At 73.8% G+C, this 16,248-nt stretch carries 14 protein-coding genes; 4 read left to right on the forward strand and 10 right to left on the reverse strand.

What is annotated here, in order from left to right; genetic code table 11:
- Positions 1–178 precede the first annotated feature (178 nt).
- The 3 genes from ABD350_RS02460 to ABD350_RS02470 form a co-directional block, all read right to left on the reverse strand.
- The gene (locus tag ABD350_RS02460; protein ID WP_344345964.1) at positions 179–883 is read right to left on the reverse strand and encodes a DUF4352 domain-containing protein; all 705 of its coding nucleotides are present in this window, start codon (positions 881–883) and stop codon (positions 179–181) included.
- A 112-nt stretch (positions 884–995) separates the two neighbouring features.
- Positions 996–1,751, reverse strand: coding sequence for a class I SAM-dependent methyltransferase (locus tag ABD350_RS02465; RefSeq protein WP_344345966.1), 756 nt, complete (start codon positions 1,749–1,751; stop codon positions 996–998).
- 5 nt (positions 1,752–1,756) lie between these two features.
- The gene (locus ABD350_RS02470) at positions 1,757–2,062 is read right to left on the reverse strand and encodes a 4a-hydroxytetrahydrobiopterin dehydratase (RefSeq protein ID WP_344345968.1); all 306 of its coding nucleotides are present in this window, start codon (positions 2,060–2,062) and stop codon (positions 1,757–1,759) included.
- A gap of 131 nt (positions 2,063–2,193) precedes the next feature.
- Between ABD350_RS02470 and ABD350_RS02475 the strand changes: the two genes are divergently transcribed.
- The gene (locus tag ABD350_RS02475; protein WP_344345970.1) at positions 2,194–3,018 is read left to right on the forward strand and encodes a helix-turn-helix domain-containing protein; all 825 of its coding nucleotides are present in this window, start codon (positions 2,194–2,196) and stop codon (positions 3,016–3,018) included.
- A gap of 137 nt (positions 3,019–3,155) precedes the next feature.
- Positions 3,156–3,581, forward strand: coding sequence for an OsmC family protein (locus ABD350_RS02480; RefSeq protein WP_344345972.1), 426 nt, complete (start codon positions 3,156–3,158; stop codon positions 3,579–3,581).
- A 67-nt stretch (positions 3,582–3,648) separates the two neighbouring features.
- Here ABD350_RS02480 and narI read toward each other — a convergent pair whose 3' ends face one another.
- From narI to ABD350_RS02515, 7 genes are all read right to left on the reverse strand, one after another.
- The gene (gene narI, locus ABD350_RS02485) at positions 3,649–4,371 is read right to left on the reverse strand and encodes a respiratory nitrate reductase subunit gamma (protein WP_344345974.1); all 723 of its coding nucleotides are present in this window, start codon (positions 4,369–4,371) and stop codon (positions 3,649–3,651) included.
- A complete protein-coding gene (narJ, locus tag ABD350_RS02490; protein ID WP_344345976.1) occupies positions 4,368–4,862 on the reverse strand; it encodes a nitrate reductase molybdenum cofactor assembly chaperone in 495 nt (164 codons plus the stop codon). Before narJ ends, narI begins: the two co-directional genes overlap by 4 nt.
- On the reverse strand, positions 4,862–6,457 hold the full coding sequence (narH, locus tag ABD350_RS02495; RefSeq protein WP_344345978.1) for a nitrate reductase subunit beta: 1,596 nt from the start codon (positions 6,455–6,457) through the stop codon (positions 4,862–4,864). Before narH ends, narJ begins: the two co-directional genes overlap by 1 nt.
- On the reverse strand, positions 6,457–10,140 hold the full coding sequence (locus ABD350_RS02500) for a nitrate reductase subunit alpha (protein ID WP_344345980.1): 3,684 nt from the start codon (positions 10,138–10,140) through the stop codon (positions 6,457–6,459). The genes narH and ABD350_RS02500 overlap by 1 nt, the downstream gene beginning before the upstream one ends.
- Positions 10,141–10,242: 102 nt before the next feature.
- Entirely contained in the window at positions 10,243–11,106 is an 864-nt protein-coding gene (locus ABD350_RS02505) for a helix-turn-helix domain-containing protein (RefSeq protein WP_344346401.1), read from the reverse strand.
- 358 nt (positions 11,107–11,464) lie between these two features.
- Positions 11,465–14,155 carry a phage holin family protein gene (locus tag ABD350_RS02510; protein WP_344346402.1) on the reverse strand — a complete coding sequence of 897 codons (2,691 nt, stop codon included), beginning with the start codon at positions 14,153–14,155 and terminating at the stop codon, positions 11,465–11,467.
- Between the two features lie 153 nt (positions 14,156–14,308).
- Complete coding sequence (locus tag ABD350_RS02515; RefSeq protein WP_344345982.1) at positions 14,309–14,740, reverse strand: hypothetical protein; 432 nt, start codon at positions 14,738–14,740, stop codon at positions 14,309–14,311.
- 84 nt (positions 14,741–14,824) lie between these two features.
- On the opposite strand from ABD350_RS02515, the gene ABD350_RS02520 reads away from it, so the two are divergent.
- On the forward strand, positions 14,825–15,598 hold the full coding sequence (locus ABD350_RS02520; protein WP_344345984.1) for an MBL fold metallo-hydrolase: 774 nt from the start codon (positions 14,825–14,827) through the stop codon (positions 15,596–15,598).
- Entirely contained in the window at positions 15,595–16,215 is a 621-nt protein-coding gene (locus ABD350_RS02525) for a DedA family protein (RefSeq protein WP_344345985.1), read from the forward strand. The genes ABD350_RS02520 and ABD350_RS02525 overlap by 4 nt, the downstream gene beginning before the upstream one ends.
- Positions 16,216–16,248: the final 33 nt, after the last annotated feature.

Genomic DNA, 16,248 nt, shown 5'->3' on the forward strand with positions numbered 1-16,248 from the left:
CCGGCGCTCCGCGTACCCGGCCCCGCCACAGGACGGCGGGGCCACCCGGGCCGGGCGGCCCCCTCCCGACCGCTCAGGGCGGGCCGCCCGGCCCTCAGGCGCCTCCACCCCCCGTGACCGACTTGATCAGCCGGCCCGGCGGGGGTGCCGTCCACGAGCGGCATCCCCGCCGGGTTCCCTACGCGACGGTTCCGGTGAAGATCGCCGCGTCGGATTCGAAGTCGGGGCTGACCTCGATCTGGATGAGCTTCTCCCCCTTGGGCAGTTCGCAGCCCCACGGCACGTTCAGGGAACGGCCCGGCAGCAGCTTGGTCTCCGGGCCGCCCTCCAGGCCGGCGTCGGAGTCGAAGACCGATTCGCTGCTCTTGCCGTCCTTGCCGTAGGAGCAGTTGACGGTGAGCTGGGTGACGTCGAGGGCCTTCTCGCCGCCGTTCTTCACCTTGACGGTGAACTTGAGGTACGCCGTGTTCTCCGGCGCGGCGTACTCGCCGGTCACGGCCCGCTTGAGCCCGGACAGGGCGACCTCGGTGGCCGGCTCGTAGACGGCGGTGTCGTCCAGGGCGTAGACCCCGTCCTCGTCGCTCCCGCCGTCCGCGCCGTCTTTGCCGTCCCCGCTCTCCTCGCCGTCGGCGGCCGGTGCCGTGCCGTCGGCCCGGGCGCCGTCGGCGGCGGCGGTCTCGGTGACGGTCACGGTGGGCGCCGGCTCGGCCTCGGCGTCCCCGCTCACCCCGACCGTGACCAGGGCCGAGACCGCGGCGGCGACCACGGCCGCCGCCACCGCGACGAGTGCGGTACGGGATTTCCCCGGCGGTGCGGGCGGCGGGGGCGGAGGGACCGGCGGCCCATACCCCGGCATGGGCGGTGGTGTGAAGTCGTTGCTCATGGGCCCCCCTGGGACGTGCCGTGTGATCTCCGCATGATCCCCTCTCGAAGCGGAATGTGAAAACTCCGTGATGGAATCGTGTCCGGGGGTCCGGTCGCGGTGCGACACCGGCTCAGGGCGAGGCCGGCGCCGGTTTCCGGAACGCGCGCACGCGGAACACCGGGTCGGCGCGCGGGCGTTCCTGGTCGGGCAGTGCGGCCAGCCGGGCGGCGAACTCCTCGGTGCGCGGCTCGCCGGGCGGCAGCTGGGTGAACCAGCCCCGGCGCAGGTCGGCGATGGTGCGGCGGGGGCTGCGGCCCTGCCCGGGGCTGCGGAAGGAGCCCTGCCCGGCGGGCCGCAGTCCGTGCCGGGCGGCCTCGGCGACGACGGTGGCGGTGGCGTCGGGCGCGGCCCGGCGCGGGCGGTCGGCGAGGACCGCGTCGATGTCGCTGCCGACGTTGTGCGCGGCGGCCTTGTCGACGGTGGTGACATAGATTCCGCCGGGGCGCAGCACCCGGGCGCACTCGGCGACGACCGCGCGCAGGTCCTCCGGGTCGTCCAGCAGGTGCAGCAGCCAGATGGTGGTGACGGCGTCGAACGCGCCGTCGGGGAAGGGCAGTCGGCGGCTGTCGGCCCGGACGACCGCGCCGGGCAGCCGGGCCGCCGCCCGGTGGAGCATGGCGGGGGTGAGGTCGGCGCCGGTCACCCGCAGTCCGGGGCGCGCGGCGGCGAGCCGCCGGGTGACGATCCCGGTGCCGCAGGCGACGTCGAGGAGGCGTCCGGGCCCGGGGGGTATCAGACCGAGGACGGTGTGTGCGGCCGTCTCGGCCCGGGCCTCGCCGCCGCGCGAGGCGTCGTAGCACTCGGCTTCTTTGTCGTAATCGAGCACATCGCTCAGTGTGCCCCGTGGCCTGGGGCGATGTCCTCCACCCTGCGGGCCAGTTCGAAGTCCTTGGCGGTGAGGGCGCCGCCCGCGCTGTGGGTGTGCACGCCGAGGGAGACGGAGTCGTAGCCGAGGGTCAGGTCGGAGTGGTGGTCCAGTTCGTCCTGGACGCCGGCGATGTGCACCACCAGGGCGGTGGCCGCGAAGTGCGAGCCGAGCCGGTAGGTCCGGGTGAGTCGCCCGTCGCGCACCGACCAGCCGGGCAAGCCGGCCAGGCGGTCCTCGATCTCCTGCTGCGACAGCGGTGCTACGGCCATGTCGTTCGCTCCCTTCCCTGCCGGGGGTGTGCCACTCAGCCTGCCACGCCCGGAGTGCGGGCGGCGGACCGACGCGTACCGGTTCTCGGACGGGCTCGTCGCCGTAGGGGGCCTCGACTAGGGTCGCACGTATGACCGTTGCCGCCTCCGCCCGCACCGTCTCCCCCGTCGCCGGCCCCGGTGTCGGCCCGTTGCTGCGCGCCTGGCGCGAGCGGCGCCGGATCTCCCAGCTGGAGCTGGCCCTGCGCGCCGATTCCTCGGCGCGGCACATCAGCTTCATCGAGACCGGCCGGTCCCGGCCGAGCGAGGAGATGGTGCTGCGGCTGGCCGAGCGGCTCCAGGTGCCGGTGCGCGAGCGCAACGCCCTGCTGCTGGCGGCCGGTTACGCCCCGCGCTTTCCGGAGACCCCGCTGGACGATCCGGCGCTGGACGGGCTGCGGGACGGGCTGGAGCGGCTCATCCGGGGCTATGAGCCCTACCCCGCGCTGGTGGTCGACGCCGGGTACACGGTCGTCGCCGCGAACCGGGGCATCACCATGCTGCTGGAGGGGGTGCCGGAGAAACTGATGGCACCGGCGCCGAACGCGATGCGGCTGACGCTGCACCCGGAGGGGCTGGCGCCGCGCATCCGTAATCTGCGGGAGTGGCGCGGGCACCTGCTGGCCCAGATGGAGCGGGAGATCGCCCTGCACCGCTCGGACCGGCTGCGCGCGCTGTACGAGGAGGTGGCGGCCTATCCGGTGCCCGGGGAGGAACCCGGCGCCGAACCGGCCGAACCGGTGCCGTACTTCGCGCTGCCGCTGCGCGTGGAGCACGCCGGGCGGATCCTGTCGTTCGTGTCCTCGATCTCCACGTTCAACACACCGATGGACATCACGGTCGCCGAACTCGCCATCGAGACCTTCCTGCCGGCGGACCGGGCCACCGCCGACCACCTGCGCGCGCTCGCCGGCTGACCGGCCCCCGGCGCCGGGACATCACCTGCCGTTCACTCCGCGTGGGCCGGTCTTCGAAGTGCGCCGGGCCGGGATGTGATCGGATAGGGGGAACCGGGAACCCCGGAAAGACCGCGACCCTCGCGAAAGGAACCACCGTGGCAACCACGCGCACCGCGCACACCGTCTGGGAAGGCGAGCTGCTCAAGGGCAGCGGCACCGTCACCTTCGACTCCTCCGGCATCGGCGAGCAGCCGGTGTCGTGGCCCTCGCGCGCCGAGCAGGCCAATGGCAAGACCAGCCCCGAGGAGCTGATCGCCGCCGCCCACTCCAGCTGCTTCTCCATGGCCCTCTCGCACGGCCTGACCGGTGCCGGCACCCCGCCCACCCGGCTGGAGACCAAGGCCGACGTCACCTTCCAGCCGGGTGAGGGCATCACCGGCATCCACCTCACCGTGCGCGGCGAGGTGCCCGGCCTGGACGCGGACGGCTTCGCCGCGGCCGCCGAGAACGCCAAGAAGAACTGCCCGGTCAGCCAGGCCCTGGCCGGTACGACGATCACCCTGACGGCCGAGCTGGCCTGACCCTCGCTCCGCTGCTCGCGGGCCGCGCCCTCGCTCCGGGGGCGCGGCCGGCGCCGTCGTCGGGCACTCACCCGCCCAGGCGCTCCCAGCCGCGCCGCTCCGGACGCGGGCCGAGCTGCCGTGGGTCCCGGGTCCGGTAGACCACGTACGGCCGGAACAGGTACGGCACCGGCGCGCTGAACATGTGCACCAGCCGGCTGTAGGGCACGAACGCGATCAGCACCATGCCGACCACCGCGTGCACCTGGTACAGCACCGGCACACCCGTCATCAGTGCCGTGTCCGGCTGGAGCGTGAACAGGCCGCGCGCCCAGGGGGCGATGGTGCGCCGGTAGTCGTATCCGTCGCCGCCGGCGTGCGCCAGCTTGGCGGCCATGCCGAGCCCGATCGCGCCGAGCAGCAGCAGGTACATCGCCTTGTCGTTGGCCGTGGTGGCCTTGAAGACGGGGGCTCGGGTGCGGCGGCGGTAGACGAGCAGCCCGATGCCGGCGACCGTCAGCGCCCCGGCCGCCGTCCCGCCGTACAGCGACAGCAGGTGGTAGGCGTGCTCGTCCACGCCGAACGTCTCCGTCCAGGACACCGGCACGAACAAACCCACCAGGTGCCCCGCCAGCACGAACAGGATGCCGTAGTGGAAGACCGGGGAGGCGATGTTCAGCAGCCGTGACTCGTACACCTGGGAGGAGCGGGTGGTCCAGCCGTACTTGTCGTAGCGGTAGCGCCAGACGAGGCCGGCCACCAGCAGGGCGAAGGCGATGTAGGGCAGGGCGCCCCACAGCAGGACGGTCATCGGCGTTCCCCGGGGTGGGAGGCGGGCAGGGCGGCGCAGACCGCGTCCAGGACGCCCGCGTACGGTGTGCCGCAGGCGGTCAGCCGGGTGCGCAACTGCTCCAGGCCGGCGCGGTGTTCGGTCAGCAGGCCGGTGTCGCCGGTCCGCGCGGTGAACTCGAGCACGGCCGGCAGGAAGTCCGGCAGTTCCTCGCCGCTGAACTCCAGGCCGTGCCGGCGGTAGACGTCCTTGAAGCGCACCAGGGACATTCCGCGCCGCCGGGTGTCGCCGTCGTGCCACCAGCTCAGGTACAGGCTGTGCCGGTTCTTGAGGTCGAAGACCTCCACGTAGTGGGCGGCCAGGTCCAACAGCGGGGTGACGGCCGCGTGGTCGGTGAACTCCCGCAGCTGCGGGGCTGCTTCGCGCAGCAGCGGCAGCCGGGTGATCAGGTCGTCGTCCGGGTAGGTCAGGCACAGGGCCGCCGCCTGGTAGAGCACCGCGTCCGAGGGCATCAGGCCTCCTCCGCGTCGTCGGAGGTCTGCCGTCTGCGCAGCAGGTGGAAGTTCTCCACCGACACCAGCGGCAGCCGTCTGCGGCCGGAGTCCCGGCCGAACGGCCCGTCGCCGCCCATGCCGGGGCCGCCCGCGTGGTCGAGGCTGCACTCGTCGGGCACCGCCGTCTCCTCCAGCCGGCGGGCGTCGCCGAGGGCGGCGGTCGGGATGACGTACCGCTCCTCGTACTTGGCGATCGCCAGCAGCCGGTACAGGGCCTCGATGTCGGCCGGGCGCATACCGGCCGCCGCGGCGATCTCCGGGTCCGGTGTCTCGCCGAGGTTGAGGGCCCGCATGTGGGAGCGCATCGCGGCGAGTTTCCCCAGCGAGGCCCGCACCGGTCCGGTGTCGCCCGCCGTGAACACCTCCGCCAGGTACTCCAGCGGGATGCGCAGGGTGTCGATGGCGCCGAACAGGTTGCCGGCGTCCTCCCCGTCGTGCCCGGTGGCGGACAGCGCGTCCACCACCGGCGACAGCGGCGGGATGTACCAGACCATCGGCATCGTCCGGTACTCGGGGTGCAGCGGCAGCGCCACCCGGTACCGGCTGACCAGCGCGTGCACGGGCGAGCGGCGGGCGGCCTCGGTCCACTCGCGCGGGATGCCCGCGTCCTCGCAGGCGCGCAGCACCCCGGGGTCGTCCGGGTCGAGGAACACCCCCAACTGGGCCTCGTACAGGTCCTTGTCGTCCGGTACGGAGGCGGCGGCGGTCACCTTGTCGGCGTCGTACAGCAGGACGCCGAGGTAGCGCAGCCGGCCCACGCAGGTCTCCGAGCACACCGTCGGCAGGCCCACCTCGATGCGCGGATAGCACAGGGTGCACTTCTCGGCCTTGCCGGTGGCGTGGTTGAAGTACACCTTCTTGTACGGGCAGCCGGTCACGCACATCCGCCAGCCCCGGCAGTGGTCCTGGTCGACCAGGACGATGCCGTCCTCGGCCCGCTTGTACATCGCCCCGGACGGGCAGGAGGCCACGCACGAGGGGTTCAGGCAGTGCTCGCAGATCCGCGGCAGATAGAACATGAACGTCTGCTCGTAGGCGAACCGCACCTTCTCGGAGGCCTCCTGGCGCAGGCGCTCGACCACCGGGTCCAGGTCGCCGTAGGCCGGGGCGCCGCCGAGGTTGTCGTCCCAGTTCGAGGACCACTCGATCTTGATCGGGTCCCCGGTGATCGACGACACCGGGCGGGCCACCGGGTAGTCGTCGCCGAGCGGGGCGTCGGTGAGGTTGCGGTACTCGTACGTCCAGGGTTCGTAGTAGTCCTTGATCTCCGGCAGCCGGGGGTTGGAGAAGATCCCGGCGAGCTTCCTGAACCGGCCGCCGGCCTTGAGGGTGAGCGCGCCCCGCCGGTTCAGCTCCCAGCCGCCGCGCCACTTCTCCTGGTCCTCGTAGCGGCGCGGGTAGCCCTGCCCGGGGCGGGTCTCCACGTTGTTGAACCAGACGTACTCCATGCCGCGCCGGTTGGTCCACGCCTGTTTGCAGGTGACCGAACAGGTGTGACAGCCGATGCACTTGTCGAGGTTCATCACCATCGCGATCTGGGCCATCGGACGCATCAGTACTCGACCTCCTGGCCGCGGCGGCGGATCACGGTCACCTCGTCGCGCTGGTTCCCCGTCGGGCCCAGGTAGTTGAACGCCCAGGACAACTGGGCGTAGCCGCCGATCAGATGGGACGGCTTGAGCAGCAGCCGGGTCAGGGAGTTGTGGATGCCGCCGCGCATCCGGGTGGTCTCCGTCTTCGGCACGCTCACCGTGCGCTCCTGCGCGTGGTGCATGTAGACGGTGCCGGGGGGCATGCGGTGCGAGACGATCGCGCGGGCCACGACCACGCCGTTGCGGTTGACCGCCTCCACCCAGTCGTTGTCCCGCGCCCCGATCGCGTCGGCGTCCTCGGGGGACATCCAGATGGTCTGCCCGCCCCGGGAGAGGGCCAGCATGAACAGGTTGTCCTGGTACTCGGAGTGGATCGACCACTTGTTGTGCGGGGTGAGGTAACGCACCGTCACTTCCCGTTGTCCGTCGGCACCGAGGCGCGGCTCGCCGAACAGCCGGTGCATGTCCAGCGGCGGCCGGTACACCGGCAGCGCCTCGCCGAGTTCGTGCATCCAGTCGTGGTCGAGGAAGAGGTGCTGGCGTCCGGTGAGGGTGTGCCAGGGTTTGCCGTGCTCGGTGTTGAGCGTGAAGGCCGTATAGCGCCGGCCGCCACTCTCGCTGCCCGACCACTCCGGCGAGGTGATCACCGGCACGGGCGCCGCCTGGGTGTCGGCGTAGGTGACCCGTTTGCCCTCGTGCTCGGCGGCGAGGTGGGCCATCGGCCGCCCGGTGCGCCGCTGAAGCGTGCGGAAACCCTCGGTGGCCAGGCGCCCGTTGGTGGTGCCGGACAGGGCGAGGATGGTGTTGGCCGCCTTCACGGCCGTGTCGAGCGACGGCCGCCCCAAAAACCCGGTGCCGTTCGACCTCCGCAGCTGTGCGACCTCCGCGTCCGGGCGCAGGACGATCCCCTTGGTGGCGAGGCCCAGTTGTTCCACCAGCGGGCCGAGCGCGGCGAACTTGGCGGCGATCGCGGTGTAGTCGCGCTCCACGACGGTCAGGTTCGGCAGGGTCCTGCCGGGCACGGGCTCGCACTCCCCGCGCTTCCAGTCCCGTACCACCCCGCCCGGCTGGGCGGTCTCGGCCGGGGTGTCGTGCTGGAGCGGGCTCGCCACCAGGTCCTTGCGGACACCGAGATGGTCCACGGCCAGCTCGCTGAGCTTCTCCGCGAGCGCCTTGAAGGTGTCGAAGTCGGTGCGGGCCTGCCAGGGCGGGTCCACCGCCGGGGTGAAGGCGTGCACGAAGGGGTGCATGTCGGTGGAGGACAGATCGTGCTTCTCGTACCAGGTCGCGGCCGGCAGCACCACGTCCGACAGCAGCGTGGAGGAGGTGTGCCGGAAGTCCAGCGACAGCAGCAGGTCGAGTTTTCCCTCCGGGGCCCGCTCCCGCCAGGTCACGTCCCTGGGCCGTTCGCCGGGCGCGGCCTGATCGGCGCGCAGCGAGGAGTGGGTGCCCAGCAGGTGCCGGGTGAAGTACTCGGCGCCCTTGGCCGAGGAGCCCAGCAGGTTGGCCCGCCACAGGGTCAGCACGCGCGGCCAGTTCTCCGGGGCGTCCGGGTCCTCGCAGGCGAACCTCAGGGTGCCCGCGCGCAGTGCGGCCACCGCCTTCGCCACCGGGTCGCCGCTTACCTCGCCCAGGTCGAGCGGGTTGCGGTCGAAGGTGGGGTACGACGGCATCCAGCCGGCGCGGGCGGACAGCGCCAGGCAGTCCGCGGCGGTCATCCCGGCGAACCGGCCCTCCCCGAGCGGTGAGGCGAGCACATCGGCGCCGAACCGGTCGTAGCGCCACTGGTCGGTGTGCAGGTACCAGTATCCGGTGCCGATCGCCTGCCGGGGCGGGCGCGACCAGTCGGAGGCGGCGGCCAGCGTCGCCCAGCCGGTCACCGGGCGGCACTTCTCCTGGCCCACGTAGTGCGCCCAGCCGCCGCCGTTGCGGCCCTGGCAGCCGGTGAGCTGGAGCAGGGCGAGGAAGGCGCGGTAGATCGTCTCCGAGTGGAACCAGTGGTTGGTGCCCGCCCCCATGATGATCATGCAGCGGCCCCGGGAGCGCTCGGCGGTCCGCGCGAACTCCCGGGCGATCCGCACGCATTGGGCGGCCGGGACGGAGGTGTGCGTCTCCTGCCAGGCGGGGGTGGCCGGGGTGCGGGCGTCGTCGTAGGAGGCGGGCCAGTCGCCGGGCATCCCAGGCCGGGCCACCCCGTACTGGGCCAGCAGCAGATCGTAGACGGTCGTCACCAGCGGGCCGTCCGCGCCGCCCAGCCGGGTGGCCGGCACGCTGCGCCGCAGCACCTCGCCCCGCCCCTGCCCGTGCGCCCCGCCCTCGGTGTCGAACCGGGGCAGCAGCACCTCCACCGGCACCGCGACCTCGCTGCCGTACAGGCTCAACCGGGGCCGGATGTCGCCCAGTTCCAGGTTCCACCGGCCCTCGCCGGACTCGGTCCAGCGAAAGCCCAGGGAGCCGTTCGGCACCACCGCGCGGCCGGTCGTCTCGTCCAGGACGACCGTCTTCCACTCCGCGCCCTCCCCGCCCCGGCCGATGTCGGTGGCGCGCAGGAACTTGGCCGGTACCCACGCCCCGTCCCGCTCGGCGAGCGTCACCAGGAACGGCAGGTCGGTGAACTTCCGTACGTAGTCGGTGAAGAACGGTGTCTCCCGGTCGACGAAGAACTCCTTGAGGATCACCTGGCCCATCGCCAGGGCCAGCGCGCCGTCCGTGCCCGGGTGCGGGTGCAGCCAGGTGTCGGCGAACTTCGTGGCGTCCGCGTAGTCCGGTGAGACCACCACCACCTTCTGTCCCCGGTAACGCGCCTCCGCCATCCAGTGCGCGTCCGGGGTGCGGGTCACCGGCACGTTGGAGCCCCACATGATCAGATAGGCGGCGTCCCACCAGTCGCCGGACTCCGGTACGTCCGTCTGGTCGCCGAAGACCTGCGGGGAGGCCACCGGGAGGTCGGCGTACCAGTCGTAGAACGACAGCATGGAGGCGCCGATCAGCGAGTGGTAGCGGGCGCCGGCCGCGTGCGACACCATCGACATCGCCGGGATCGGGGAGAACCCGGCGATCCGGTCGGGGCCGTGGGTCCTGATGGTGTGCACCTGCGCGGCGGCGACCAGTTCCACCGCCTCCTCCCAGCGCGCCCGCACCAGGCCGCCCTTGCCGCGCGCCCGCTGGTAACGGCGGCGCCGCTCGGGGTCGTTCTGGATGTCCGCCCAGGCCAGCACCGGGTCACCCAGCCGGTGCTTCGCCTCCCGGTACATCCGGAGCAGCACGCCCCGGACGTAGGGGTAGCGGATGCGGGTGGGCGAGTAGGTGTACCAGGAGAACGCGGCGCCGCGCGGGCAGCCGCGCGGCTCGTACTCGGGCCGGTCCGGGCCCACGGAGGGGTAGTCCGTCTCCTGGGTCTCCCAGGTGATGATCCCGTCCTTGACGTACACCTTCCACCGGCAGGAGCCGGTGCAGTTCACGCCGTGGGTGGAGTGCACCACCTTGTCGTGGCTCCACCGGTCCCGGTAGAAGGCGTCCGCCTGCCGGCCGCCGGTCAGGGTGACGCTGTGCAGGTCGGGCGCGGGCGTGCCGGGCCGGAAGAAGCGGCCGGCGGACAGCAGGGCCGCGCCGGGCTCCCTGGGCGGTCTCCGCGTATCGGTCACGTGCGCTCCCTCGGTTCACCCCGTACCTCAGAACCTAGGGGCTGCCCCGGAAGGCCACCTGTCCGGAGACCCGTACGGGTCACGCCGGGCGGGGGCTCCGGGTCACAGGTGCTCGCGGTACTCCCGCAGCAGCTTCAGGGTGCGCCGGGCGGACGCGGCGCGGGCCGTCATGTGGTCCAGCACCTCCAGGTGCGCGGCCACCTCGCGGCGCGCGTCCAGATACAGCGCGCCGGTCAGGTACTCGGTGAACACCATGTCCGGCAACTCCGGCTCGGCGAACCGGAACAGCGTGAACGGCGCGTACGTCCCCGGGTGCGGGCCCGCCGCGAACTCGGCGATCTGGAGCGTCACCCGGTCCCGCTCGGCGTACTCCAGCAGCCGGTCCAGCTGGTCCCGCAGCACCTTCGGGTTCGTGCTCACCGGGCGCCTGAGCACCGTCTCGTCCATGATCACCCACAGGTGGGGCGGGTCGGCGCGGTCCAGCAGCCGCTGCCGTTCCATGCGCAGCGACACATGCCGGTCGACCGTCTCCGGGGAGGTCTGCCCGACGGTGCCCGCCTCCATCACCGCCCGCGCGTAGTCCTCGGTCTGGAGCAGGCCGGGGACGAAGTGCGGCTCGTAGGAGCGGATGATCCGGGCCGCGCCCTCCAGGCTGACGTACAGGCTGAACCAGTCCGGCAGCACGTCGTGGAACCGTTGCCACCAGCCGGGCTGGTTCGCCTCCTCCACCAGCCGGACGAAAGCCTCCGCCTCCTCGTCCGGCACCCCGTAGGTGGTCAGCAGCACCTGTACGTAGGGGATCTTCAGCGCGACCTCGGCCGTCTCCATCCGCCGCACGGTCGCCGACGCCACCCTCAGGACCCGGGCGGCCTCGTCGCGGCTGAGGCCCGCGGTCTCCCGCAGCTCCTGCAACCGCTTGCCGAGCACCACCTGGCCCACGGTGGGCGCAGCCCGCCGCTCACTCACAGCCACGCCCTCCCCTACGTGCCGATGAACGCGGGCAGCAGTCTGTCATGCGATCGCGCTCTCGCACATACGGCCTAGCCGAGAACGCGCCGGGGGGCGGTGGGGCGTGGCCGGATCGCCGATGGGACCCGCAGACCGTGCGCGCCGGTCGCGCCGGGCCGTGCGCGCCGGTCGCGCTTGTTGTGCCGGGCCGTGCGGACCGGTCGCACCGAGGTTCGCCGCGTACCGGGAGCGGAAGCCGGCTCGCGGCCTGCCACCCGCCGGGAGCGAACCCGGCTCGCGGTCCGCCGTGCGCCGGGGGGCCGGGGGCCGGGGGCCAAAGGCGGAAGTCCGCTCCGCCTCGGGCGTCGAACCGTCGTCAGGCGGCCTTCCCCGCCTCCTCTTCCTCCTCCTCGGCGGCGGCGGGGGCGGGGGCCAGCGGTACCTGGGGGCCGTTCAGCTCGTCCAGCCAGCGGCGCAGTATGCGGTGGATCTGCTCGGCGCCGACCGGTTCCGTCCCGTCGGCGGCCGGCGGGGACAACTCCGCCGGAGCGAGCAGGAACGGCCGGGACTGGGCGCCGCCGAGACCGCCGTGCGAGCCGATCTGCTCCTCGAAGGCGAGGACCTCGCCGTCGGCGGGGTCGTAGGCGGAGTTGACCATGATGTCGGCGGTGTGCGGGAAGGAGTGGGTGCGGCGGACGGCGTCGGCGGCACCGGGGCCGAAGCGGGCCAGCGGGCCCGGCTCCTCGTCCAGCCGGTCCAGCGGGATCTCCGCGCCGTACGCGCCGAGCACCACGCCGCCGTGCCGCTCGCTGCGCACCAGCAAAAAGCCGATGCCGGGGTGGTTGGCGAGGGTGGTGAGCAGGGCGGGGTGGCGGGCGTCGATCTCCTCCTTGGTCATCCGGTGCGGGACGTCCGGGAAGGAGACCAGGCCGAGGTTGCCGGAGGCCAGTACGACGGGCTCGCGACGGCGGCCCGGGCGGTGGTCCTCGCCCTTCTCCTCCACCGGGCGGCGCAGCGCGGCGCGGACGGCGGCGCGGGCCTCGGCACCGCTGTGCGTCTGCTCGGCCCGGCGCGGCACGGGCAGGCCGCAGCCGGCCCGGACCAGGTCGCCGAGGGTGAGGCCATAGCGGGAGCGGAACGTTTCTCCGGGGCTCTGCCCGTGGTCGGACAGCACGACGATCCGGTACGGGCGCGGGGCGTGCTCGGCTACGCGCTCCAGCAGGGCCAGGCAGCGGTCGAGGCGCTGGAGGACCTTCTCGGCGTCGCGGCTGCGCGGGCCGGAGTGGTGGGCGACCTCGTCGTAGGCGACGAGGTCGGCGTAGACGGCGGTGCGGCCGGCGAGCATGTCGCCCATGACCGCGGCGACGACGACGTCCCGTTCGACGACGGTGGCGAAGGCCCGGATCAGCGGGTAGAGGCCGCCCCGGCCGACCCGCGGGCGCTGCCGGCGCAGCCGGGCCCGGGTGGACTGGCCGATCTCGCGGGCCACCTCGGCGACGAAGGACAGGGCGGTGCGGACGGCGTTCGCGGGGTCGGAGAAGTAGGCGAAGTAGCCGGCCCGGGAGCGGTTGTCGCGGCCGCGGCGGCGGGTGGCGATGGACAGCACCAGGGCCTGTTCGCCGGCGCCGCCGCTGAAGAGGTTGCCGCGGCTGGCGCCGTCGACGGCGAGCAGTCCGTCGTGACCGGTGCGCAGGGCGGCGCGGCGCTGGAGCTCGGCCGCGCTGGTCGGACGGTTGCTGACCATCACCTCGCCGCGGTCCTTCTCGTACCAGCGGAAGGCCGGCACGTCGAAGGTGCTGCCGTGCAGAATCCCGAGCTGACTGGCACCGGTCTGACTGGACCAGTCGGTACGCCAGGGGGTGAGGCGGTAGGCGGGCGGCGCGGGGGCGGGGAGGGGGGCGCCGGTCTCGTGGGGGGAGCGGGCGGCTGTGGCCTCGGGGGCGACGGTGGGGCCCTGGGCCGGGCGGGGGGCTGTGGCCTCCTGGGCGACAGTGGCCCCGTGGGCGGAGCGAGGGGCTGTGGCCTCGGGGGCGGCGATGGGCTCCTGGGCCGAGCAGGCGGTGGTGGCCCCGTGGGCGGAGCAGGCGGCGGTCGGTCCGTGAGTGGGGTGGCCGGGAGCGGCTGCCGGGTGCGGGCCGTCTTCGGTCGGTCTCATCGCGTCGGCTGCCGGGCGGGAGCCGACGCGGGCCGGCCGTATGCCGTCGGCTTCCGGCCCCGAGCCGCCACGGGCCGGCCGTGTGCCATCCCTGCCCGGACGCACCCCACCGGCCACCGAACGCGCACTGTCCTCACCCGTGCCCCCCGCGGCCCCGCCCACCGGCCGTGCGCCCTCCGTCCCCGGACGCACCCCACCGGCCGCCGGACGCGCACTGTCCTCACCCGTGCCCCCGGCGGCCCCGCCCACCGGCCGTGTGCCGGCCGTGCCCGGGCGCGTCCCGCCGGTCGGTGGGCGTATGCCCTGTGTGGTGGGTTCGACGGGCTCGCCGGCCGGGGACAGCCAGCGGGCGACCGTCGGCATCAGGCCCTTGTGGACCGCGTCCGTGAGGACGTCGTGGCCGACGCCGTCGAGCTGGACGCAGACCAGGCCGGGGGTGGTGGGGCAGGGCGGGTGGGCGCGACGGCCGCGGGTGGCGAGGCGGTGCAGCCGGCGGCGGTAGGCCTCGTCGTCGCGCACGGCGAGGGCCGCGCCGGTCGCGGAGGCGACGGCGGACATCACCGCAGCCACGATGACCGCGGTCTCGGGCGCGGCCTCGCCCCGGCCGGAGGGGTTGACGCGCAGGGCGAGCAGCAGCAGGGAACCGTTGAGGAAGAAGACCAGCAGGCCGAGGACGAACGCCGGCACCAGCAGCAGCAGACGGACCAGCAGCGGCCAGACCACGGCCGACAGGATGCCGAAGGCGCCGGCACCGCAGGCGGCGGCCAGGGCGTTTCGGGTGACGCTGCCGCCGTCGGCGGACTGGAGCCGGAAGTCGGGCAGGAGCCCGGCGAGGACCAGCATGGTGACGGTGGAGACCGCCCACACGGCGACGCTTCGTCCGACCTGACTGGCGGTCCGCCGCCACCGCATGCCCCGCACGCCGTACACCTCACAACCGGGCCCTTCCCGCCCCTCGGGCCGGGAGGGCCCTCCTCTCACTCCGGTGGGCCGGTCGGGCCCGGCTCCACCTTGTCACACGGGGCGCCGGGGTCACCGAGGTCACGGGGTCACGGGGTCACGGGGTCACCGGCCGTCGTAACCGGCCGTCGGCATGGACAGGCGGCGGTGCACCCGGGCCTTCATCTGCGCGTCGTACGCCGGCTCGGCGCGCCCCACCGTCTCCACGCGCACGCCCCGGCGCGCGCACTCGGCGGTGAACTCCTCCACCGACGACAGGGCCCGGCGCAGCACCCTGAGGCTCGGCGCGACGAACACGTCCACCCCGGGGCGCACCCCCTCCCACAGCGCGCAGTGATCGAAACGCAGACCGCCGACGAGGAGTTCCCGGGCGATGACGTAGCCGCGCTCGGCGGCCCAGCGGGCGCACATCGCGTGCTGGCTCCGGGAGTCCACCAGGAAGGGGTCGGCCTCCAGCTCCTCCAGGGGCGTCAGGCTCGCGATGGCGGTGACCCGCACCGGCGCGAGCGTGCCGAAAACCCCTCGCGGCTGTCTCATGGCGTCCCCTCACCTCCCGTTTTCGCCGCCGACCCTACTCCTGCCCGTAGGCTTCGGGGAGTCGCGCGAAGGAGGCGAAAGAAGGTGCCGGTGGAGATCACCTGGTGGGGTCACGCCACCTGCGTGGTGGAGGATACGAACATCCGGGTGCTCACCGATCCCCTGTTCGCCCGCCGGCTGGCGCACCTGCGCCGCCGCCGGGGTGCCGTGCCGCCCGCCGAAGCCCGCCGCGCCGACCTGGCGCTGGTCTCGCATCTGCACGCCGACCATCTGCACCTGCCTTCACTGGCCTGCCTCGCCCCGGGCACGCGCCTGCTCGTGCCCCGGGGCGCACCACGGGCGGTGCCCGGACTGCGCCGGCTACGGCAGCTGCGGGTCACCGAGGTGGTGCCCGGCGACGAGGTACGGGTGGGCGAGGTGCTGATCCGGGTGGTGCCGGCGCTGCACGACGGGCGGCGGCTGCCGGTGGGCCCGCGCCGCTCCCCCGCGCTGGGGTACGTCGTGGAGGGCGAGGCGCGGACCTACTTCGCCGGCGACACCGGGCTGTTCGACGAGATGGCCGAGCGGGTCGGCCCGGTGGACGCGGCGCTGCTGCCGGTGGGCGGCTGGGGGCCGTATCTCGGGGAAGGGCACCTCGACGCGGGGCGGGCGGCGCGGGCGCTGGCCCGGCTGGCGCCGCGGCTCGCGGTGCCGGTGCACTACGGGACGTACTGGCCGATCGGCATGGACGCCGTGCGCCCGCACGAGTTCCATACGCCGGGTGACGAGTTCGTACGGCTGGCGGCGGTGGCCGCGCCGCAGGTGGCGGTGCACAAGCTGGCGCACGGCGAGAGTGTGCGGCTGGAGGTCGCGCGGTGACCTGGCTCGCCGCCGCGTCGGCCGCCGTGGCCCCCGAGACCACACAGCAGGCGGCGGGCTATCCGTCGTTGTTCCTGCTGGTGCTGATCGGCGCGCTGGTGCCGGTGGTGCCGACGGGCGCGCTGGTGAGTTCGGCGGCGGTGGTCGCGTTCCACCAGCGGGCGCCGTACGCGCCGGCGCTGGTGTTCGTGACGGCGTCGCTGGCCGCGTTCCTGGGGGACGCGGCGCTGTACTGGCTGGGCCGGCGCGGGCTGCGGTCCAGGAGCGGGTCGCGGTGGCTGGCGGCGATCCGGGCCCGGGCGCCGGAGGAGCGGCTGGCGGGGGCGCGGGAAAAGCTGGCCGAGCACGGGACCGCCGTGCTGGTGCTGTCCCGGCTGGTCCCCGCGGGGCGGATACCGGTGATGCTGGCGTGCCTGATGGCCCAGTGGCCGCTGCGGAGGTTCGCGCGGGGCAATCTGCCGGCGTGCCTGGCCTGGGCGGCCACGTACCAGGTGATCGGGATCGTGGGGGGTTCGTTGTTCGCGGAGCCGTGGGAGGGGGTCGTGCTGGCGGTGGCGCTGACCGTCGTGATCAGCGCGGCGCCCGGCGTCTGGCGGCGGGTCCGGGCTGCCGGGTGAGGGCTCGGGGCGCGGCGCGGGGGTCGCTCGCGG

Origin of the sequence: Streptomyces nogalater, assembly GCF_039532885.1 — a bacterium.
GTDB lineage: Bacteria > Actinomycetota > Actinomycetes > Streptomycetales > Streptomycetaceae > Streptomyces > Streptomyces nogalater.

Bases quoted from the DNA above. Each gene is read 5' to 3' on its own strand.
- ABD350_RS02515 (WP_344345982.1), bottom strand. From the start codon at position 14,740: ATGAGACAGCCGCGAGGGGTTTTCGGCACGCTCGCGCCGGTGCGGGTC.
- ABD350_RS02510 (WP_344346402.1), bottom strand. From the start codon at position 14,155: ATGCGGTGGCGGCGGACCGCCAGTCAGGTCGGACGAAGCGTCGCCGTG.
- narH (WP_344345978.1), bottom strand. From the start codon at position 6,457: ATGCGTCCGATGGCCCAGATCGCGATGGTGATGAACCTCGACAAGTGC.
- ABD350_RS02460 (WP_344345964.1), bottom strand. From the start codon at position 883: ATGAGCAACGACTTCACACCACCGCCCATGCCGGGGTATGGGCCGCCG.
- narJ (WP_344345976.1), bottom strand. From the start codon at position 4,862: ATGCCCTCGGACGCGGTGCTCTACCAGGCGGCGGCCCTGTGCCTGACC.
- ABD350_RS02475 (WP_344345970.1), top strand. From the start codon at position 2,194: ATGACCGTTGCCGCCTCCGCCCGCACCGTCTCCCCCGTCGCCGGCCCC.
- ABD350_RS02470 (WP_344345968.1), bottom strand. From the start codon at position 2,062: ATGGCCGTAGCACCGCTGTCGCAGCAGGAGATCGAGGACCGCCTGGCC.
- narI (WP_344345974.1), bottom strand. From the start codon at position 4,371: ATGACCGTCCTGCTGTGGGGCGCCCTGCCCTACATCGCCTTCGCCCTG.